This window comes from Streptomyces sp. NPDC097595 (assembly GCF_044761525.1).
In the GTDB taxonomy this organism is placed as follows: domain Bacteria; phylum Actinomycetota; class Actinomycetes; order Streptomycetales; family Streptomycetaceae; genus Streptomyces; species Streptomyces drozdowiczii_A.
This window is the reverse complement of record NZ_JBIWCN010000003.1, coordinates 319,172-339,451: the sequence shown is the minus strand read 5'-3', so window position 1 is coordinate 339,451 and position 20,280 is coordinate 319,172. Positions and strand designations below refer to the sequence as shown.

At 71.3% G+C, this 20,280-nt stretch carries 15 protein-coding genes; 11 read left to right on the top strand and 4 right to left on the bottom strand.

What is annotated here, in order from left to right:
* Nucleotides 1-69: 69 nt before the first annotated feature.
* Nucleotides 70-2,391 (bottom strand): ATP-dependent RecD-like DNA helicase, encoded by a 2,322-nt coding sequence (locus ACIQZN_RS06425; RefSeq protein ID WP_403988930.1) that lies wholly within the window; start codon nucleotides 2,389-2,391, stop codon nucleotides 70-72.
* A gap of 153 nt (nucleotides 2,392-2,544) precedes the next feature.
* Here ACIQZN_RS06425 and hemA point away from each other — a divergent pair, with 153 nt between their 5' ends.
* The 11 genes from hemA (at nucleotide 2,545) to ACIQZN_RS06370 (ending at nucleotide 14,659) form a co-directional block, all read left to right on the top strand.
* Complete coding sequence (hemA, locus tag ACIQZN_RS06420) at nucleotides 2,545-3,765, top strand: 5-aminolevulinate synthase (RefSeq protein WP_403988928.1); 1,221 nt, start codon at nucleotides 2,545-2,547, stop codon at nucleotides 3,763-3,765.
* 86 nt (nucleotides 3,766-3,851) lie between these two features.
* Nucleotides 3,852-4,745: a TauD/TfdA dioxygenase family protein gene (locus tag ACIQZN_RS06415; RefSeq protein ID WP_403988926.1), complete on the top strand. Its 894-nt coding sequence runs from the start codon at nucleotides 3,852-3,854 to the stop codon at nucleotides 4,743-4,745.
* Complete coding sequence (locus ACIQZN_RS06410; protein WP_403988924.1) at nucleotides 4,733-5,692, top strand: 3-oxoacyl-ACP synthase III family protein; 960 nt, start codon at nucleotides 4,733-4,735, stop codon at nucleotides 5,690-5,692. Before ACIQZN_RS06415 ends, ACIQZN_RS06410 begins: the two co-directional genes overlap by 13 nt.
* Nucleotides 5,689-6,897: an acetyl-CoA carboxylase biotin carboxylase subunit family protein gene (locus ACIQZN_RS06405; RefSeq protein WP_403988922.1), complete on the top strand. Its 1,209-nt coding sequence runs from the start codon at nucleotides 5,689-5,691 to the stop codon at nucleotides 6,895-6,897. The genes ACIQZN_RS06410 and ACIQZN_RS06405 overlap by 4 nt, the downstream gene beginning before the upstream one ends.
* Nucleotides 6,894-8,816 carry a phenylacetate--CoA ligase family protein gene (locus ACIQZN_RS06400; protein ID WP_403988920.1) on the top strand — a complete coding sequence of 641 codons (1,923 nt, stop codon included), beginning with the start codon at nucleotides 6,894-6,896 and terminating at the stop codon, nucleotides 8,814-8,816. Before ACIQZN_RS06405 ends, ACIQZN_RS06400 begins: the two co-directional genes overlap by 4 nt.
* 54 nt (nucleotides 8,817-8,870) lie before the next feature.
* Nucleotides 8,871-9,869: an NADP-dependent oxidoreductase gene (locus ACIQZN_RS06395; RefSeq protein WP_403988918.1), complete on the top strand. Its 999-nt coding sequence runs from the start codon at nucleotides 8,871-8,873 to the stop codon at nucleotides 9,867-9,869.
* Complete coding sequence (locus ACIQZN_RS06390; RefSeq protein ID WP_403988916.1) at nucleotides 9,866-11,125, top strand: MFS transporter; 1,260 nt, start codon at nucleotides 9,866-9,868, stop codon at nucleotides 11,123-11,125. Before ACIQZN_RS06395 ends, ACIQZN_RS06390 begins: the two co-directional genes overlap by 4 nt.
* Nucleotides 11,126-11,194: 69 nt before the next feature.
* On the top strand, nucleotides 11,195-12,469 hold the full coding sequence (locus ACIQZN_RS06385) for a PLP-dependent aminotransferase family protein (RefSeq protein WP_403988914.1): 1,275 nt from the start codon (nucleotides 11,195-11,197) through the stop codon (nucleotides 12,467-12,469).
* A complete protein-coding gene (locus tag ACIQZN_RS06380) occupies nucleotides 12,466-13,731 on the top strand; it encodes a M20 family metallopeptidase (protein ID WP_403988913.1) in 1,266 nt (421 codons plus the stop codon). Before ACIQZN_RS06385 ends, ACIQZN_RS06380 begins: the two co-directional genes overlap by 4 nt.
* Complete coding sequence (locus ACIQZN_RS06375; RefSeq protein WP_403988911.1) at nucleotides 13,731-14,372, top strand: hypothetical protein; 642 nt, start codon at nucleotides 13,731-13,733, stop codon at nucleotides 14,370-14,372. The genes ACIQZN_RS06380 and ACIQZN_RS06375 overlap by 1 nt, the downstream gene beginning before the upstream one ends.
* 98 nt (nucleotides 14,373-14,470) lie before the next feature.
* Nucleotides 14,471-14,659 carry a hypothetical protein gene (locus ACIQZN_RS06370; RefSeq protein WP_403988909.1) on the top strand — a complete coding sequence of 63 codons (189 nt, stop codon included), beginning with the start codon at nucleotides 14,471-14,473 and terminating at the stop codon, nucleotides 14,657-14,659.
* Nucleotides 14,660-14,679: 20 nt separating this feature from the next.
* On the opposite strand, the gene ACIQZN_RS06365 is transcribed toward ACIQZN_RS06370, so the two are convergent.
* Genes ACIQZN_RS06365 through ACIQZN_RS06355 form a run of 3 tightly spaced genes read right to left on the bottom strand, consistent with a single transcriptional unit; the run spans nucleotide 14,680 to nucleotide 19,862 of the window.
* On the bottom strand, nucleotides 14,680-17,748 hold the full coding sequence (locus ACIQZN_RS06365) for an AfsR/SARP family transcriptional regulator (RefSeq protein ID WP_403988907.1): 3,069 nt from the start codon (nucleotides 17,746-17,748) through the stop codon (nucleotides 14,680-14,682).
* A 30-nt stretch (nucleotides 17,749-17,778) separates the two neighbouring features.
* On the bottom strand, nucleotides 17,779-18,978 hold the full coding sequence (locus ACIQZN_RS06360) for a serine hydrolase domain-containing protein (protein ID WP_403988905.1): 1,200 nt from the start codon (nucleotides 18,976-18,978) through the stop codon (nucleotides 17,779-17,781).
* Entirely contained in the window at nucleotides 18,975-19,862 is an 888-nt protein-coding gene (locus tag ACIQZN_RS06355) for a LuxR C-terminal-related transcriptional regulator (protein ID WP_403988903.1), read from the bottom strand. Before ACIQZN_RS06355 ends, ACIQZN_RS06360 begins: the two co-directional genes overlap by 4 nt.
* Between the last annotated feature and the right edge of the window lie 418 nt (nucleotides 19,863-20,280).

Here is a 20,280-nt window from a genome sequence, read left to right as displayed (position 1 = left end):
CCATTTGGCTCAGGAGAGTGCACTCGGGGTCGTCCATTGGACCTACTCGCGGCACTGAGTGCCGCGAACTTAGCCATCCTGCCCCCTTGACTGCGGTTCCGGAAGACCTCCGTGATGTTTCCCACCGATTTGATCGATCATTTTTACCGACGATCCTCCGTCGCCGCCTCCTCGGAGCCGGTGATCCAGCGCCGTACAGCGTCTGCCTGCGGAAACCGTGCGGACCGCCTGGCCGATCGCCTGTCGCGAGCCGACCAGCACGACGAGCTTCTTGGCCCTGGTCACGGCGGTGTAGAGCAGGTTCCGCTGGAGCATCATCCAGGCGCTCTTCGTGACGGGGATGACGACGGCCGGGTACTCGCTGCCCTGGGAACGGTGGATCGTCATGGCGTACGCGTGGGCGAGCTCGTCCAGCTCGTCGAAGTCGTAGCCGATCTCCTCGTCCTCGTCGGTGAGGACCGTGAGCCGCTGTTCGTCCAGGTCGAGGCCGGTGACGACGCCCACCGTGCCGTTGAAGACGCCGTTCTCCCCCTTGTCGTAGTTGTTGCGGATCTGGGTGACCTTGTCCCCCACCCGGAAGACCCTGCCGCCGAACCGCTTCTCGGGCACGTCCGGCCGGCCCGGGGTGATCGCCTGCTGGAGCAGACCGTTGAGATGTCCGGCCCCGGCCGGGCCCCGGTGCATGGGGGCGAGCACCTGGACGTCCCGGCGCGGGTCGAGCCCGAACTTGGCCGGAATGCGGCGGGACGCGACGTCCACCGCGAGCACCCCGGCGTCCTCCGTCTCGTCCTCCACGAAGAGGAAGAAGTCGCTGAGCCCCTGAGTGAGGGGCGGTACGCCGGAGTTGATGCGGTGCGCGTTGGTGACGACGCCCGACTGCTGGGCCTGGCGGAAAATCGTGGTCAGCCGGACCGCGGGGACCGGGCCGCCCTCGGCGAGGAGGTCCCGCAGCACCTCCCCCGCCCCCACCGACGGCAGCTGGTCCACATCGCCGACGAGCAGCAGATGGGCACCCGGTGCCACCGCCTTCACGAGCTTGTTGGCGAGCAGCAGATCGAGCATCGACGCCTCGTCCACGACGACCAGATCGGCGTCGAGCGGGCGGTCCTTGTCGTACGCCGCGTCGCCGCCCGGCTTCAGCTCCAGCAGCCGGTGCACGGTGGACGCCTCGGCGCCCGTCAGCTCCGAGAGCCGTTTGGCCGCCCGGCCGGTGGGCGCGGCCAGCACGACCTTGGCCTTCTTGGCCCGGGCCAGCTCCACGATGGACCGGACCGTGAACGACTTGCCGCAGCCGGGGCCGCCGGTCAGCACGGCGACCTTCCGGGTCAGCGCGAGCCGTACGGCGGCCTCCTGTTCGGGCGCGAGCTTGGCGCCCGTCCGGCCCGCGAGCCACTTCAGCGCCTTGTCCCAGTCCACGTCCGCGAAGGCCGGCAGCCGGTCCTCGGGCGTCCGCAGCAGCCGCCGCACCTGGGCGGCGAGGGAGATCTCCGCCCGGTGGAACGGCACCAGATACACCGCCGTGACCGGCTCCCCGCCCTCGGGCGACGGCACCTTCTCCCGTACGACGCCCTCCGGCTCCTCGGCCAGCTCCGCCAGGCACTCGATGACGAGCCCGGTGTCCACCTGGAGCAGCTTCACCGCGTCCGCGATCAGCCGCTCCTCGGGCAGGAAGCAGTGCCCCTGGTCGGTGGACTGCGACAGCGCGTACTGCAAGCCCGCCTTCACCCGTTCCGGGCTGTCGTGCGGGATGCCCACCGCCTGGGCGATCCTGTCGGCGGTCAGGAAGCCGATGCCCCAGACGTCGGCTGCCAGCCGGTAGGGCTGGTTCTTCACGACGGAGATCGAGGCGTCCTCGTACTTCTTGTAGATCCGCACCGCGATGGACGTCGAGACGCCGACGCCCTGGAGGAAGACCATGACCTCCTTGATCGCCTTCTGCTCCTCCCACGCGGCGGCGATCATCTTCGTCCGCTTGGGTCCGAGGCCGGGGACCTCGATGAGCCGCTTGGGCTCCCGCTCGATGATGTCCAGGGTGTCCACGCCGAAGTGGGTGGTGATCCGGTCGGCCATCACGGGCCCGATGCCCTTGATCAGCCCGGAGCCCAGGTAGCGCCGGATGCCCTGGATGGTGGCGGGGAGGACGGTCCGGTAGTTCTCCACGTGGAACTGCTTGCCGTACTGCGAGTGGGACCCCCAACGCCCCTCCATCCGCAGGGACTCCCCGGGCTGCGCCCCGAGCAACGCCCCGACGACGGTGAGCAGATCGTTGCTCCCGCGGCCGGTGTCGACGCGGGCGACGGTGTACCCGTTCTCCTCGTTGGCGTACGTGATTCTCTCCAGAACGCCTTCGAGAACGGCCAGGTTGGGGGTGTGGGAAGCGGTGGTGGCCATGGCGCGACGGTACCGGGTGGGTGCGACAGCGGTGCCGCGGCCGGGGCCCCTCGACTTCCGGAGCAGGGCGGTGGGAACGGGGAGGGATCCGATCGGGAACGGGCTGTCCCAAGGTGATTCCAGTCCGAGCCACCGACCCGAGAGGGCAGCACCGTGATCTCCACCCTTGCTCCGCCTCGTGCCCCGGAGACCTATGCCGGCCTCCGCGCCGGACTCGACCGGCTGAGAGCCGAAGGCCTGTACCGCGACTTCGTCGCCTGCTCCTACCTGGCGGACGACCGGGGGCACGCCCTGCACCAGGGCCGCCGTATCCAGGTGTGGTGCACCAACGACTACCTGGGCCTGAGCCAGCACCGGCAGGTCATGGACGCCCAGCTCACCTCGACCCTGCGCCACGGCACGGGCAACGGCGGCTCGCGGAACATCGCGGGCACCAGTGAGGCGCACGTGGAGCTCGAAGCGCTCCTCGCCGGCTGGCACGCCAAGGAGCGCGCGCTGATCTTCACCAGCGGCTACGTCGCCAACGTGGAGACGCTGGCCACGCTGTTGCGGGCGGCGCCGGAGACCATGGTGTTCTCGGACGCCCTCAACCACCGTTCCCTGATCGAGGGGGTACGGACCGCCGGCAACCCCAAGCACATCTTCGCCCACAACGACCTCACGGACCTCGAACTGGCGCTGGCCCAGCAGCCGTTGGACCGGCCGAAGCTGATCGTCTTCGAGTCGGTGTACTCGATGGACGGCGACATCGCGCCCATCCGTGAGATCTGCGACCTGGCCGAGCGGTACAACGCGCAGACCTATCTCGACGAGACCCACGCCATCGGGGTCTCGGGGCCCACCGGCGCCGGGATCAGCGAGGCGATCGGTGAGGACCGGGTCACCTTCGTCCAGGGCGTGTTCGGCAAGGCGGTGGGCACCACCGGCGGGTATGTCGCCGGTCCCGACGTCCCGCTGGACTACGTACGCTCGCACGCCCCCGGATTCATCTTCACCACGACCATCCCCCGTGCCTCCCTGGACGCCACCCTGGCGAGCCTGTCCGTCATCCGCGGCCCCGAAGGCGCCACGATGCGGGAGGAACTGCACGTCAAGGCGGAGCTGATGCGCCGCCGGCTCACCGAGGCGGGAATCGGACACGTCCCCGCTCCCACGCACCTGGTCCCGGTCCTCGTGCCGGGCGGTGACCGCGTGAAGCGGATCTCCCGCCGGCTGCTCGACGAGTTCTCCGTCTACGTGCAGCCCATCAACTTCCCGTCGGTACCGAAGGGCGGCGAGCGCTTCCGCGTGACCGTCGCGCCCTTCCGTACGGAGGAGCAGATCGACCGGTTCGTCGCGGCGCTCGCACAGTGCCTCGCGGACGACCCGAGCTGACCGGCGCCCCTCCACAGCCTCACGTACGCCCTCACCTTCACGTACGCCCTCACCCTCACGTTCCCGATCGAGGAGACGACAGAACCATGACCATGACCGCGCCCGAGACCGACGCCGCCACCGGCATCCGGATCAACGACCTCACGCCGTTCATCGGTGCCGAGCTGACCGGGGTCACCTACCGGGACCTCCAGGACTCCGGACTCTGGGAGCAGGTGAGCACGCTGCTGCACGAGCGGGAGCTGGTCGTCATCCGCTCCCTGGACATCACCCCGGAGCAGCAGATCGAGCTCGCGAGCCGCATCGGCCGGCCCAAGCCCTTCCTGATGGCCAAGTACCGCCACCCGGAGCACGAGGAGATCATGATCTCCTCCAACGCCAAGAAGAACAACATGGCGATCGGTGTCGCCCGGGTCGGCAACTTCTGGCACCAGGACTCCTCGTACCAGAACGACGCGCCGCCGTACACGATGCTGCACGGCGTCGACGTGCCCGGCACCAGCGGCCACACGCTCTACGCCAACGCCGCCGACGTCTACGACCGCCTGCCCCAGGAGTGGAAGGAGAGGATCGAGGGGCGCACGGCGATCCACACCGTCTCCAAGCGCCAGCGCATCTCCGAGAAGCACGCGGGCCTGTCCATCGCGGAGTTCAAGGCGCTGGTGGAGGAGGAGTACCCGCCGGTCCGGCACCCGCTGGTGAAGACCGACCCCACCACCGGCCGCCGGTACGTGTACGGGGCGCCGGAGTACATGGAGCGGGTGATCGGCTTCGACGCGAACGAGAACGAGGAGTTCTTCGCCCTCCTGAACGAGCTGATCCAGGACCCGGCACACGTCTACGAACACCGGTGGACCCCTCGGGACCTGGTCATCTGGAAGTGCGAGCTGACCTATCACGCGGCCACCGCGGTGGCGCCGGGCGTCGACCGCACCGTGCACCGCGTCAGCATCGAGGCGAGGGACCCGTGGGCGGCATAGTCGACTTCGACGTGTGCTTCCCGTCCGCGACGGCCGACATCCGGGACATGCACCGGATGTCCGGCGTGCCCCTCGCGGACCTGGCCGCCATCACCCACACCGAGTCGTTCCCCGTCCTCGCGGACGGGGAGACGGCCTCGGGGCTGGCGGTCCGGGCCGCGTCACGACTGCTGGAGCGGCTGGAGACCGACCGCTCGGCCGTGCGGGAAGTGATCTACACGGGCTCCGGTGAGTGGGACCACCCGTTCTGGTCGCCGGCCGCCAAGGCCGCCGACGAGCTCGGCATCGGGAACGCCCACTGCTACGAGCTCACGAACTTCTGCAACGCGGGCCTGACGGCGATCCGGCTGGCGACCGAAAGCACCCGGAAGGGACCGGGCGTGTACACGCTGGTTCTCCTCGGAGACCGGCTGAGCAGGATGGTGGACCACGGTGACCCGGATTCCAAGGCGCTGTTCAATTTCGGTGATGCGGGCGCGGCGGTGCTGCTGGCGGATGACAAGCCTCTTTTCCGGGTCCTCCACTCCGCGATGCGCACCGACCCCGGATGGGCCGACTACTACCGGGGCGAGTGGCGCGAGGGCCGGGTCGTCATCCGCCGGGGCCCGCTCCGGCGGGGCCTCGGCGCCGCCTACGTGGAGAACTTCACCCGCCTGGTCGACGAGACCCTGACGGCGCTGGGGCGGACCATCGGCGACGTCGCGTGGTTCCTGATCAATCAAGGCGACAAGAGGATGCACGAGCGTCTGCTGACGACGCTCGGCATCCCCGCCGAGCACAGCGTTTTCAACTACGGACGGCTCGGTCACATGGGCGGAGCCGACACCCTGATCGCCCTCGACGGCCTCATGGAGGAGAAGAAACTCCGTGGGGGGGACCTGATCCTGCTGGCCACCAGCGCCATGGGATTCAGCTGGGGCATCACAGCCTTGGAGTACTCCGGATGAAGATTCTCGTGATCCATCAAGTTCCCTACCGCAAGATCTCCTACCACCGCGGGGTCGACCACGACGAGCACGAGGTCACCTACATCGGCCGGCCGGCCTCGCTGCGGCAGATTCCCGCGGACCTCCGCTGCTCGCTGGTCCCGCTCGACGAGGACGACGACCTGGTGGCCGGGGTGACGGCCCGTGTGCGGCCGTCGGACGGCTACGAGAAGGTGCTGTCCCTCTCGGAGTTCGGGATCCTGGAGGCGGTGCGCATCCGCCGTCACCTGGGACTCCCCGGCCCGTCCGAGAGCCGGATCGAACTCGTCCGGGACAAGGTCCGGATGAAGGAGGCGCTGGCGGGATCGGGCATTCGCCACCCTCGCTTCGTGAGCGCCCCTCCCCCGTGCGGTCCGCTGCCCTGGAGCGGGAAGACCGTGCTGAAGCCCCGCAACGGGGCGTCCAGCGACGGGGTCATGGTCCTGGAGACCGCCCGCGAGGCGCTCAGCGTCTACCGGAAGCTGGCGGATCCGGGGAACTACCAGATCGAGGAGCACATCGAGGGCGACATCCTGCACATCGACGGACTGCTCCAGGACGGCGTGTTCGTGGAGCTGGCGGCCAGCCGTTACGTGAACAAGCCGGTGGAGTTCGCCGACGGGCTGCCGCTCGGCTCGCACCAGATCCCGTTGACCGGTGCCCATCGCGAACTGGCGCGGGAGGTGTCCATCGCCCTCGGTATCGAGGAGGGCTGCGTCCATCTGGAGGCGTTCCACACGGCCGACGACGAACTGGTCTTCCTCGAAGTCGCCAACCGGGTGGGCGGGGCGGGGGTGGTCACCGCGCACGAACGCGGCACCGGTGTCCACCTCCCGTCCCACGAGATCGCGGTACGCCTCGGTCTGGAGCGGCCGCCGACGAGCGCCCCCAGCGGCCGCTACCACGGCTGGCTGGCCTTCCCCGGCCACCACCTCCCCGCCGGGACCGCCGAGGTCACACTGCCGCCGGGGTTGGCCGGCCACCCCTGCGTGGACCGCCTGTACGTACTGCCCCCCGGTCGTCCGCTGACCGCGCACATCACCTACCAGGAGTGGGAGTGCCCCGTGTTCATCGAGGCCTCGCACACCGACGCCGCCGAGCTCGGGCGCTTCCTGCGGGAGTGCGCGGACGCCATCACGGTCGTCTCCGCGACCCGTAAGCCTGCCCTTCTGAGGAGCGCCGCATGAACCGCCACTACCCGACCGACCTCGTGCTCGCCGTCGAGCACGTCCAGCGGGCCCTGGCCGATGACGCCTCGGCGCCGGTGACCCGGGCGCTGAAGGAAGCCGATCTCCTCGAACTCGGCTGCCTCCTGGACGCCGACGCGCTGGCCCACGCCCTCGACGAGGGGCTCGGCGGCCTGAGCCAGTTCCCCTGGCGCCCGCTCACGGACAGCGGCGACGTCTGGGAGCAGCACCCGGTGGGCCGGGTCGTCCTCGACGACGACCGGGCGGGCAACACGCTGCGGGGGCTGCTGCTCGCCTGGGCGCTGGGCAATGCCGTGGTGGTCCGTACCGCCCGGCCCGCCCTGTGGACGGCGGTGACCGGGGCGCTGCGCGAGCCGGGGTTCCCGCTGCCCGCGGCCGAGGTGACGACGTGCGGCGCGGAGGTGGCGGGCACCGTCGTGGCGGTCCCCGATCTGGTGGTGCTGAGCGAGGACGCGGCGTCCTCGTCCGGTGAGCTGTACGCGGGCGCCGCGCGTCCCGGTATCCCCTCGGTACGGGTCAGGGTGGCGCCCGGTCAGGACGGCCCGCAGGCGGCCGTGGCGGACATCGACTGCCGGTCGCCGTGGTTCCGGGAGCTGTTCACCTCCGACTATCTGGCCGGTACCTCGCTGGACGCCGCCCGGAGCGCCGACCCCGGCCGGACCTCGCGTATGGACGCCCGGGTCCGCTACCTGGTCGGAATGGCCCAGCGTACGGCCCACTACCGGGACCTGCCGCGGATCGACGGCGTCGCCGGCCTGCCCGGCCTGCCCATCCTGGAGAAGGCGGAGCTGGAGGCCGGGTCGCTGCCCCGCGCCACCGCCATGTCCAGCGGTGCCCGTCCCAGCGGCGAGGTACTCCGCAGCGGGGCCTCCGGCGGGCAGCCGCGGTACATCGTGTACGCGCGGACCGACTGGGAGAACATGGTGCGCGAGGCCATCCCGCTGCTGCGGGCGCTCGGCATCCACCCCGGCGACCGGGTTCTCAACGCGCTGGTCGGCGGGGGGCTGTACGGCGGGCTGATGACGACGGCCAGCGAGCTGACCCGGATGCCGGTGGAGGCGTTCTCGGCCGGCCAGCAGGTCACCGCCGACCTGATGCTGATGCTGGTCCGGGACTTCTCGGTGAACGTACTGCTGGGCCAGCCCGCCGTGGTGCTGCCGCTGCTCCGGGAGGCCAAGCGCAAGGACCCCGGGCTGCGGCTGGAGAAGGTGGTCTACGGCGGAACCCCGATGACCGAGTCCGACAAGGCGTGGCTGCGGGAGGAGCTCGGCACGCGGTCCATCACCAGCATCCTGGCGGCCAACGACGGTGCGCAGATCGGCTACCAGTGCGAGGGGCTCGGCGGCACGCTGCACCACGTCAACGACGACTACAACCTCGTCGAGGTCGTCGACGAGGACGGTTCCCCGCTGCCGGACGGCGAGACCGGGCACCTGCTGATCACCTCGATGCAGAAGTTCGAGGGACCGCTGATCCGGTACCGCATCGGTGACCTGGGCCGGATCACGCGACGCGACTGCCCCTGCGGGGTGTCCGGACGGGTGCTGGAGTACCTGGGACGGAGCGACGGTCTGCTGAAGTTCAAGTCGGCGACGGTGCTTTACGGCGAGATCGCCACCGCCCTGGAGGAATTCCAGGTGTCCCAGCTCCAGGCGGAGCTGTTGACGAGGGAGGGGACCGAGACGCTGGTGCTGCGCACCGAATCGCGTACGGAACTGGATCCCGAGGTGCTGAAGTCCTTCCTCGCCGACACCTTCCCGCCGCTGAGCGACTCCCAGCTCTACGACGACGGCCTGCGGATGTTCGAGCTCGTGGTCGAGTGCCATCCGGAGGGCGGGCTGGAGCGGAACCCGGTCAGCGGAAAGATACGGACCGTGATCGACCGCCGGCTCAACTGACGTACCGCCGCGCTCCCCCCTCCCCGCCCCCTCCCACACCGTTCTGGAGTCCTGATGTCTCAGACCGCCCGATCCGTTCAGCAGGTGAGCCGGCCCCGCGGCCGGCCGACCGGCGCCGAGTTCGCCTTCGTCGAGGGGCCCGTGCCCGCCCCTGGGCCCGGCACCGCGCTGGTCGAGAACCAGCTCCTGTCCGTGGACCCGTACATGCGGGAGAACATGGACGCCGCATGGGAGCTGTCGGCCCCGCTGGAGGGCCGTTCCATCGGCCGGGTCGTCGCCTCCCGCGCCCCCGGTCTGACCGAAGGCGATCTCGTCTTCCACCGCCAGGGCTGGCGCACCCACGCCGTCGTGCGCCCGGAGGACGTACGTGTCCTGCCGCGGACACCCGGCGTACCGCCCGAGGCCTACCTCGGGATCCTGGGCGGCACCGGCCTCACCGCCCATGTGGCCCTCAGCCGCATCGCCCGGCTCAACCCCGGCGAGACGGTCCACATCTCGGCCGCGGCCGGCGGTGTGGGCAGTGCCGCGGGGCAGTTGGCGCGGCTGATGGGCGCGGGCCGGGTGATCGGCAGCGCCGGTTCTCCGGAGAAGGTCCGCTTCCTCACCGAGGAGCTGGGCTTCGACGCGGCCTTCGACTACCGGGAGGGCGGGCTCGCCGAGCAGCTGGCGAAGGCGGCGCCCGAGGGGATCGACGTCTACGTGGACAACGTGGGCGGCGAGCACCTGGAGGCCGCGATCGGCGCGATGCGCGAGTACGGACGGATCGCCTGGTGCGGTGCCATCGCCCAGTACGACTCCGCCGAGCCGCCACCGGCACCGCGCAACCTCTTCGACCTGGTGGAGAAGAGCATCCGGCTGGAGGGCTTCCTGGTACGCAACCACCGTGACGCACAGGACGAGTTGGAGCGGCTGCTGCTGCCCGCGCTCGCCGCCGGAACGGTCCTGGACCGGCACACCGTGACCGAGGGCTTCGACCGGATCGTCGACGCCTTCCTGGAGATGCTGGCCGGCGGGAACACCGGCAAGGCCACGGTCAGGGTGATGGGCTCATGATCCTCCGCGACACCACCGCGCGCACCATGCTCGGTTCGATCCTCGTGTCGAGCATCGGCATGGGCCTGTACACCCTGGCCCTCGGACAGACGCTGTTCCAGCACACCGGGAACGCCCAGGCATTCGCCATGATCTTCGCCCTCCAGGGGCTGGGCGCGGTGGCGGTGCTCCCGTTCTCCGGGCCGGTGGTCGACGCCTTCGACTCCAGGATCGTCTATGTGCTGTGCAGCGTGCTGCGGGCACTGACCGTGGGCGTCATCGTCATCGCCCTTTCCACCGGCGACGGTGTCGTCACGGTGGTCGGCACGGCCGCCGTCTTCCTCGCGATCTTCGACAACGTCCAGCGCACCGCCTTCTTCAAGTTCACCGCGCACCACATCGCGGGCGAACGCGCCGTGGCCTTCAACAGCCTGATCGGTATCGCGATCCAGGCCGGCAGCCTGATCGGGATGGCGGCCCTCGGCCTGGTCCTGATGGTCGGTACGGCCACCCAGGCCCTGCTGGTCGACGTGGTGGTCTCCTCGGTGGCGGCGACGGTGGTCTCCCGGCTCCGGGTACCCCGCCAGGAATCGGCCGGACGGCTCCGGGAGAGCACCCTGCGCTCGGCGCTGCCCGGTCTTCTGCACGACTGGGCGGGGCTGTTCCGCCGGCACCGCCACGAGGTGGTGGTCTTCGGGATGGTCCTGATGTGCGCGGGCGACTTCGTGTACTCCTACGGCCTCTCCACCCTGGTGGTGCCCCTGGTCGACGCCTGGCACGGCGGGCAGCCGTGGGCCATTTCGGCGCTGGAGGGCACCCTGGGGGCCGGGATGATCACGGCGACCCTCTTCACCAGGTACACGGTGCGTCAGGCGCTGCTCCCGGTCTGGGTCTCGCTCCAGGCGGTCATCGCGGTGGCCCTCGCCTTCACCACCGCGCCCGCCCTGCACTACGTCGGGTTCTTCCTGGCCGGCTTCGCCAACCTGAACGCCATCACCCTGCTCCTGACGCTCCTCCAGCAGCACGCGGGACCGATGGACAAGGCGAAGATGGCCTCGCTGCGGCTCCTGGCCATCGGCGGCGGCACCGCCGCCCTGATGCCCGTGCTGGGCCTGGCCGCCCGGCAGTCGCTCACCGCCGCCTTCCTCACCCTCGCCGCCCTGCTGGTGCCGTTCGCGGCCTGCGGGCTCTGGGCGGCCGTCCGCTTCGTCCCCCGGACCGCCGCAGCGGCGAAGGAAGAGGCCGGGGCCCAACCGGAGCTGACGCCGGCGGCCTGAGCCCGCCGGGGTCCCACCGCCGCACCGCACCCGCATCCCATCCGCCACCACGCCCTCTGGAGACACCCCATGCTCTCGTTCCAGCCGATCCCGCTCCTGGACACGGTCACGGCCCCACCGCTGCGCCTGGCCGAGCGGGCTCGCCGCATGGTGCCCTCCGAGACCCGGGCCCTGTTCTCCATGGCGGCCCGTGACGACGTCGTCTCGCTGGCCGGGGGGATGCCCAGCCCCGAGGCACTGCCCGACCAGGCGCTGCGCTCGGTCCTGGAGGACGTACTCGCCACCGCGGGTCCGGACGCGCTCCAGTACGGCTCCGCCCAGGGCGACGCGGTGCTGCGCGAGCGGATCTGCGAGGTCATGGCGGCGGAGGGCATCGCGGCACCCCCCGACGAGGTCCTGGTCACGGTCGGATCGCAGCAGGCGCTCGACCTGGTGACCCGGGTGCTCGTCGATCCGGGCGACACGGTCGTGACGGAGGGGCCCACGTACGTCACCGCGCTGAGCACGTTCGCGGCGGGCCAGGCCCGCGTGGTCGAGGTCGCCATGGACCAGGACGGTGTGGTGCCCCAGGCGCTGGCCGACGCCTTCGCCCTGTGCGCGGCCGAGGGACGTCCGGCGAAGTTCTTCTACACGGTGCCCACCTTCCACAACCCCACCGGCCGGGTGCTGGGCGCCGCCCGCCGCAGGGAGGTGCTGGAGGTCTGCCGGCGGGCCGGTGTGCTGATCGTCGAGGACAATCCGTACGGGCTGCTCCACTTCGGGGAGCAGCCGCACCGGGCCCTGTGCGCCGACGCCCCGGACCAGGTGATCTATCTGGGCTCGTTCTCCAAGACCCTCGCTCCGGGGCTGCGGGTGGGCTGGGTACGCGCCCCGCGTGCGCTGGCGGACACCCTGGTGCTCGCCGCCGAGAGCGCGATGCTCTCCCACTCGCAACTCGCCCAGCGGACGGTGAGCCGGTTCCTGGGCACCTGGTCCTGGCAGGGCCATCTCGGCGCCGTGCGGAGCCTGTACCGCGAACGCCGGGACGCCATGCTCGACGAGCTCGCCGTCACGATGCCGGACGGTGTGTCCTGGACGGTGCCCGAGGGCGGGTTCTTCGTCTGGCTGACCCTGCCGGAGCACCTGGACGCACGCGCGATGATGCCCCGCGCCATCGACGGCGGGGTGGCCTATGTGCCGGGGGCCGGATTCCACACCCGGGGCGGCGCGCGCAATCTGCGGCTCTCCTACTCCTACCCGGCCGTGAGCGCCGTGCGGGAGGGCGTGCGAAGGCTGTCGGACGTCATACGCGACGAGTCCGCCGGGACCGGCCCGCGCCGGCTGCGGGAAGCGGTGGCCCGATGAGCGGCCGCCCGACCGACGGTCTGCTGGAGGACGCGCGGAGCGTCCAGGACGACATGGTCCGGCTGCGGCGGACCCTGCATGCCCGGCCCGAGGTGGGCCTGGAGCTGCCGTACACCCAGGAGGCCGTGCTGAACGCCCTGGACGGGCTGGGTCTTGAGGTCTCCACCGGGCGCCGGCTCAGTTCGGTGACCGCGGTACTGCGGGGGGCACGGCCGGGCCCGACCGTGCTGCTCCGGGGTGACATGGACGCCCTGCCGGTGACCGAGCTGACCGGGCTGGACTTCGCGTCCGGCAACGGGGCCATGCACGCCTGCGGACACGATCTGCACACCGCGATGCTGACCGGCGCCGCGCGGCTGCTCGCCCACCACCGGGACCGGCTGGCCGGGGACGTCGTCCTGATGTTCCAACCCGGCGAGGAAGGGCACGACGGAGCACGCCTCATGCTCGACGAAGGGGTCCTGGACGTCTCGGGGAACCGGCCGACGGCCGCGTACGCCCTGCACGTCACCGCCTCCGGACGGCCCTCGGGCCGCTTCAGCGCCCGCGGCGGGCCCACCATGGCCGCGGTCGACAACCTGACCGTCACGGTCCGCGGGACCGGCGGTCACGGGGCGATGCCGCACACGGCGCAGGACCCCGTGCCGGTGGCCTGCGAGATGGTCGTCGGGATGCAGACCCGGGTCACCCGCGGGTTCGACGTCTTCGACCCCGTCGTGGTGACGACCGGTTCCTTCCACGCCGGCACGCAGAACAACATCATCCCGGACACCGCCGTCTTCGACACCACGGTCCGTACGTTCTCCCCGGAGGCCCGGGCCCGCGCCGAACAGGCGCTGACCGAGGTCTGCCACGGCGTGGCGGCGGCACACGGCGTCACGGCCGAGGTGCGCTGGCGGCCCCTCTACCCCGTGACCGTGAACGACGCCACCGCGGTGGACACCGTGGCCCGTACCGCCCGCGAACTCTTCGGGGCGGACGGCTACGAGACGCTGCCCCGGCCGATGACCGGCTCCGAGGACTTCTCCCGCGTCGTCGACGAGGTGCCCGGGGCCATGGTGTTCCTCGGCGCCACCACGCCGGGCGCCGACCCCCTCACCGCTCCCGACAACCACTCCCCGCGTGCGGACTTCGACGAGTCCGTGCTCTTGTCGGGGGCCGCTCTCTACGCGGCTCTGGCAGCCGGACACCTGAGCGCCCCCGCCGTGACGGAGTCCCCCGTCCCCTCCGGCCGGACCGGATCACCAGCGAGGCGAGCCTGATGTACAAGCCCTGCCGCGTCCTGCTGCTCACCCCCGACGACGGGCTCGTCCGCGCCGTCTCGGACACCGGGCTGGAGCCCTGGGCGCTGCGCCGCACCGGCTCCGGCGCCGCCTGCGGGATTCCGCCCGAGCGGACGCTGACCACCGACGACCCGGCCCGCACCCTGCGGGACCTGGTCGCGGACGCGGGCGCCGGATCCGGCATCGACTACGTCGTGAGCGGGGGCGACGCCGAACCCGCCGTGCTCGACGCCCTGCGGAACCTGGACCCCGGCCCCGCGCGCACCGCGTCCTGGCTCCCGGACCGGGCGGAGCTGCGGAGGATCCTGGGCCGGGAGCCGGCGCCCGGACCCGCCGACCCGGACGGGGACGAACCGGAGCCGGTGTGCCTGGTCGACACGGTGTCCGTGAGCGGAATGCACCTTCTTCTCGGCATCGCCTGGCCGGAGCGCCGGCCGCCCCTGGGCGAGTCGGAGCAGGCCGGTGTGCGGGAGACGGTCCGCCGCCTGCTCGATCTGATCGGCCACGAGTTCGGCGGAATGCGGACGGAGGTGGCGCTCACCCCCGCCGGTCCCAGCCCGGTGAAGGTCACGGGAACCCCGCTCCAGGTCGCCTCCCTCGATCCGGGAACGGAGCGGTAACCGCCCGGGAACGCCCCCCGGCACCTTGGGATCCGTCGAGAGCGGGACCGGAAGCCGGACCGCTCACCACCACCCCGGATCCTCCGAAGGAGTTCGAGATGAACACGCACACGAACCGCAGCCAGAGCCGCACCGCACGCATCGCCGGCCTGGTCGCCGTCCTGCTCATGACGGCGCCGGCGCTCCTGGTGGCCGTCGACGCCGGACTGGCCGGGAACGACGCGACCGCGACGAGCACGGTCCTCGCCAACAACGCCGGTCCCGCGAACCCCCCCACCACCCCCTGAACCGGGCGGTGCCCCAGGGCTCAGGCGCACAGGGTCTGCGGATTGCGGACCCCCATGAAGGCGTAGAGCCGATCGGCCTCGGCCCGGTGCCCCGCGGCGGCCTCCGTGTCGCCGAGCGCCTCCTCCGCGCGGGCGGTACCGGCCAGCGCGGACGCCTCCTCCGAGCAGAAACCCATGTCCACGGCCGCCTTCCGGGCGTGGCGGTGCAGGACCAGAGCGGCCTCGTGGTCCCCCAGCGCGCACCGCAGATGGCCGATGAGGTTCTCCACCTCCGCCAGCCGTACGGGGGTCGCCCCGGTACGGACGATGTCCACGGCCCGGACCGCGAGTTGCTCGGCTTCGGGGACCCGCCCCCGCAGATGCGCCACCTTCGCGGACAGGGCGAGGACCAGCCCGACGTCCCCCGGCGCGGTCCGTAGTTCGCTCAGCGCCCGCGCCCGTGCGAGATTCTCCTCCGCCTCCTCCAGCTGCCCCAGCCCCACCAGGGCGAACGCCAGATCCGTCATCGACATGACCAGATTGCCGTGGTAGCCGATGTTCCGGCTGATCTCCAGGGAACGGCGTGCCGCGTCCGCCGCCTCCGTGTACCGGCCCCACTTCTCGTACAGCGTGCTCAGGGTGGACAGGCCCTCCGCCTCCGCGCGGCTGGCGCCCAGCTTCGCGGAGCGGTCGACGGCCTCGCTCAGCAGGGTCAGCGCCTCCTCGTACCGGCCGAGCATCGAGGCGAGCAGTCCGATGGTCGACTCGCTGTGGGCCTGGATACGCCGGTCCCCGAGCGCGACGGCGACGTCTCTGGCCTCCTGCGCGGCTTCCAGGCCTTCGGCGAACCTGCCCACCTTCCAGCAGGCCACCCCGACGTTCGACAGGGTGACGCAGAGCAGCTGGGGATCGTCCAGAGCGCGGGCGGCCGCCAGGGCGCTCCGGCAGGTGTTCCACAGGTCGTCGAACTGTCCGCGCGCGTTCAGATGGAAGCTGACGTTGCGGGTGAGGCAGACGGTGTGGCGGTGCAGGCCGCGCAGCTCCGCCAGCGAGACGGCGGCCAGCAGACCGCTGTGCTCACGGTCGAACCAGGCACGGGCCGCCTCGGCGTCGACGCAGGACGGCAGGCTGCCCTCGTACGCCGGAATCCCGTTGTCGCGCTGTTCGCGTCCGGGGAAGAGGACCTGACAGGCCATGTCCGTCGCGGTGAGGTAGTAGCCGAGCAGCCGTTCCACCACCTCGTGGTCGTGCTGCGCCGTCGCCGGACCGCACAGACTGCGGGCGAAGCTGCGCACCAGGTCGTGGAGGGTGTAGATGCCCACCTGCGGCTGCTGGACCAGCCGCATGTCCAGCAGGACTTCGAGGGTCGATTCCGCCTCATGGGGTCCGGTGCCCAGCAGGGCGGCGGCCGAGTGGACGTCCACTCCGGTGCTCGGGTGGAGTCCGAGGGTGCGGAAGGCCGTGCGCTGGGGCTCGTCCAGGGCCATGTACGACAGATGCAGGGTCGCGGAGACGCTGCGCTGCGGGGAACGCAGTTCGTCGAGTCTGCGGGTCTCGTCGCGGAGCCGTTCGACGAGGTAGCGCAGGGTCCACGAGGACCGGTTGCGCAGCCTGGCCGTGGCGATGCGCAGGGCGAGCGGCAGATGGCCGCAGAGCTCGGCCAGTTCCGCCGCCGCCTCCGGCTCGGCCCCGACCCGGTCCGCGCCCAGGGTCGCCGCCACGAGCGCGGCACTGTCCTGCGGCGTCATCAGGCCCATGGAGACCCAGCTGACGCCGTCGAGGTCCAGCAGGCGGGAGCGGCTGGTGATCAGCACCAGGCAGCCGGGGGAAGCGGCCAGCAGGGGCATCACCTGGTCGACGTGGGCGGCGTTGTCCAGGAGGAGCAGCAGCCGCCGGCCGGCGACCTGCGTCCGCCAGAGGTGGGCTCTGGCCTCCGTGTCGCTGGGGATCCGGTCGTCGTCCACGCCCAGTGAGGTCAGCAGGTGGTGCAGGGCGGTCCCCGGCGGGACCGGCGGCTGCTCGCCGGGGGTGAACCCGCGCAGGTCCACATGGAGTTGCCCGTCGGGGTAGCGGTCGGCGAGCAGGTGCGCGGCCCAGACCGCGAGCGAGGTCTTGCCGGAGCCGCCCATGCCGTCGACGGCGACGACCCGGGCCGCTCTGTTGTCGGTGCCGTCCGGGCGCTCGGACGCCGCGACACACCGCAGGAGTTCGGCGAGTTCCCCGGCCCGGCCGGTGAAGTCGGCCAGCGGCTGGGGCAGGGTGCAGACCCGGACCGACGACGCGGGGGGTTCGTCCGGGGCGGGCGGGGGCCCCTGGCGCGGCAGCACCAGGCCGGGTTCGTCGCGCAGTATCTCCTCGTAGAGCTTGGTCAGCGGCGGGCCCGGGTCGACGCCCAGTTCCTCGGCGAGGTACTCGCGGACCTGTCCGTACTCGCTGAGCGCCTCGGCCTTCCGCCCGGTGCGGTAGAGGGCGAGCATGAGCTGCCTGCGGAAGGTCTCGCGCAACGGGTGTGCGGCGACCAGCACGCGCAGTCCGGCGACGAGTTCACCGCTGACGCCGAGTTGCAGCCGCAGGTCGCAGAGCCCCTCGGTCGCCTCCAGCCTGCGTTCCTCCAGGGCGGTGGCCGCGGCCTCGATCACGGAGCCGCCCTGGCCGGAGAGGACGGAGCCGCGCCACAGCCCGAGCGCGGCCTCCAGCAGGGTGACGGTCTCCTCCCGACGGCCCTCGCGCAGCGCCTCGTCGGCGGCCCGGATCCGGGCGTCGAACTCCATCAGGTCCAGCTGCGCCTGGGAGACGACGATGCGGTAGCCGCTGCCGTCGGTGAGGATGACCCCGTCGCCCGGAAGCCGGCGCCGCAGGTCCGAGACGGCCTTGCGGACCTGGTGGGAGGCGGTGGCCGGCGGCTCCTCCTCCCAGGCCGCCTCGACGAGCCGGGGCATGGGCACGACCCGGCCGGGCTCCAGGAGCAGCATGGACAGCACTCGTTCCTGCACCACACCGGAGAGCAGCAGCCGGTCGCCTCCGGCCGTGGCCTCCAGGGGCCCGAGAATCCGGAAACACAGCTCCGGTGTCCCGTCGGTCGTACCCGCTTCCGTGCCTTCTTCTGCCATGCCCTCAACCCCCCCCCGTGCCGCTCCGCATCACCCTCGGTGCATGCTGCCAGAGCCGCTGACTCCACGTGCTCCCGACGAACGACCCTGAGCGGCGGTGCGGTCGATCGCCCTGACCACCTCGTCGATCAGCAGCGTGTTCTCCCTGTCCGCACTGTCCCCGAGGGCGAACCGGCTGCGGTTGTACCCGTATCCGATACCCAGCCGCGGGCTGGCGAACGCCAGGGCCCCGGCCGCGCCCCCGTGCCCGAAGGCGTCCGGGCCGAGGCCCCGGTACCGCAGCCCCAGGGGGTGGAAGCCGAGGCCGAAGCTGTTCTCGCCGCCGCCCACCCGGTCGATGCCCTCGGAGTGGACCCGGCCGAACGCCTTCACGGTGTCCGGGTCGAGCAGCGGCGGCCGGCCGTCCAGCACCCCGATCGCCGCCGCATAGGCACCGGCCATCCCCCGGGCGGAGGCGACACCGCCGGCGGCTCCCTGGCCGAGCGCCCTGGTCAGCCGGTGGTTCGGGAAGGCGTGGAGGCTCGGCAGGTGCGCAGTGCTGAAGGCGATGTCCCGCAGGTGGTTCTCCTCCTCCACCGCCTCCTCCGGCCCGGCCACCGCGGGCAGTACGGGCAGATAGCGGGGCTCCAGTTCCTCCGGCAGCCCCAGGTGGAAGTCCAGGCCGTACGGGGCGCGCACCCGCCGCTCCCACCAGTCCCGCTGGCTGCGGCCGGTGGCCCGGTGGACGACCTCCCCGGTGAGGGCGCCTATGACGAGTCCGTGGTAGCCGAAGGCGGTCCCGGGTTCCCAGTAGGGGGCCTGGGCGGCGAGCCGTTCGGCCATCACCTGGTCGTCGGCCAGTTCCTCGACGGTGAAGCCCTCGTCGACACCGATGACGCCCGCCTGGTGGGCGAGCAGTTGGCGCAGCGTGATCCGTTCCTTGCCGGCCTGTCCGAACTCGGGCCAGTAGAAGGCCACGGGGCGGTCCAGGTCGAGGACACCGTCCTGGACGAGCATCGCCACGACGAGGTAGACGGCTCCCTTGCTCACCGAGAACACACCCATGAGGCTCGACGCCCGGGTGCCGGGCCCGGCCCAGAGGTCGACCAGGCGTTCTCCGTCGCGGTGGACGGCCAGTTGCAGTCCGGTGGGCTCCGGCTGGTCGCGTACCACCTGGGTGAATGCCTCACGGACGCCCTCGAATCCGGGGCGTACCTCGCCGTGCACGGTCACGGTGTCCTCGCCGGTCATGGGCGCACCTCCCGTGTCGCGGGGAGCGCGCCGTCGCGGCCGGCTCCGGCGGTCAGCAGGTAGCCGGCCTGGAAACGGCTCTGGGCGCCCAACTCTTCCATGAGGTCGGCGATATGGCGACGGCAGGTGCGTACGGACATGCCCAGGCGGTTGGCGACGGAGGCGTCCGTCATCCCTTCCATGAGCAGACGGACGATGGCCTGCCGTATGTCGTCCGCCACCTCGCTCCGGGCACCGGCGGCCGGGACGCAGCGTTCGGCCGCCAGCCACAGCCGCTCGTAGGTGTCCACGATGAAGGCCACCATATGGGGCTCGCGGACGACCACCGCGCTCCGCGGGTTTCCGGGGAGGAAGATGATCGCCGTCTCGGCGTCGAAGACGAGCAGCCGGCTGAAGTGGTCGTCGGTGGTCCGGATCTGCGCACCCAGCCGGGAGAGCCGGGTGATGGAGGCGGCGGTGGCCGGATTGGACCGGGCCGTGTGCTGGTAGAGCGTGCGCATCCGCACCCCCCGGTCGAGCACGGCCCGGCCGTGGAGCTCCGCCTCCTGGAAAGCGCCCTCCTCGCGGGGGCCGCCCGGCTGGGCCGTGAGGATCTCGGTCCGGGCCCGCGCGGTCAGGTCGGCGATGGCCGTCCGGATCTGCGCGAGTTCCTCCAGGATCTCGAACTTGCTCTTCCTCTCCCGCGAGTACTGGCTCGACTGGAACACCGGCAGGAAGGACATGATGGAAGCCCGCCTCTCCTCCGCGAACGCGCGACGCGTGCGTATCTCACGGTCGAGGGGGTCCACCACGGAGGCCACGGCCTCCTCGGGCGCCACGGCCCGAAGCCCTTCGTCCCGGCCACCACTGAGCAGGCCCATGGCGTGGAGTTCTCGAACGGCCATGGTCACCTGCGCGAGGGGCACATCGGTGTGCTTACTTATGCAGTTGACCGAAAATGTACGGCCGTCCGTATGGTGCAGTGCATATTCATACACAGTCCGCAGGGTATTTTCGGACACCCCACCCTCGCCCGCTGTTGCCTCGGCACCCATTACTCCCCCTTTTACTAGGCATGTCAGCAACTTGCCATGCAGCTAGCTGATCCTCGCTCCTCGCTCATTCATCTGCACGGTCTGGCATGGTGATTCATCCACCACCCCCCTGCACCGGGAACTGAGGTGGTCGGTGGGTGAACGGGAACTTGCGCCCGAGCGAAGGTAACTTCATGACCTCCTGTCCCACAACAGCGCCCCCGGTCCCCCCAACTACCCCTGCTCACAACGCACTCGGCGTGCTCCGCGAGCTCGCCGCACGGGCCCG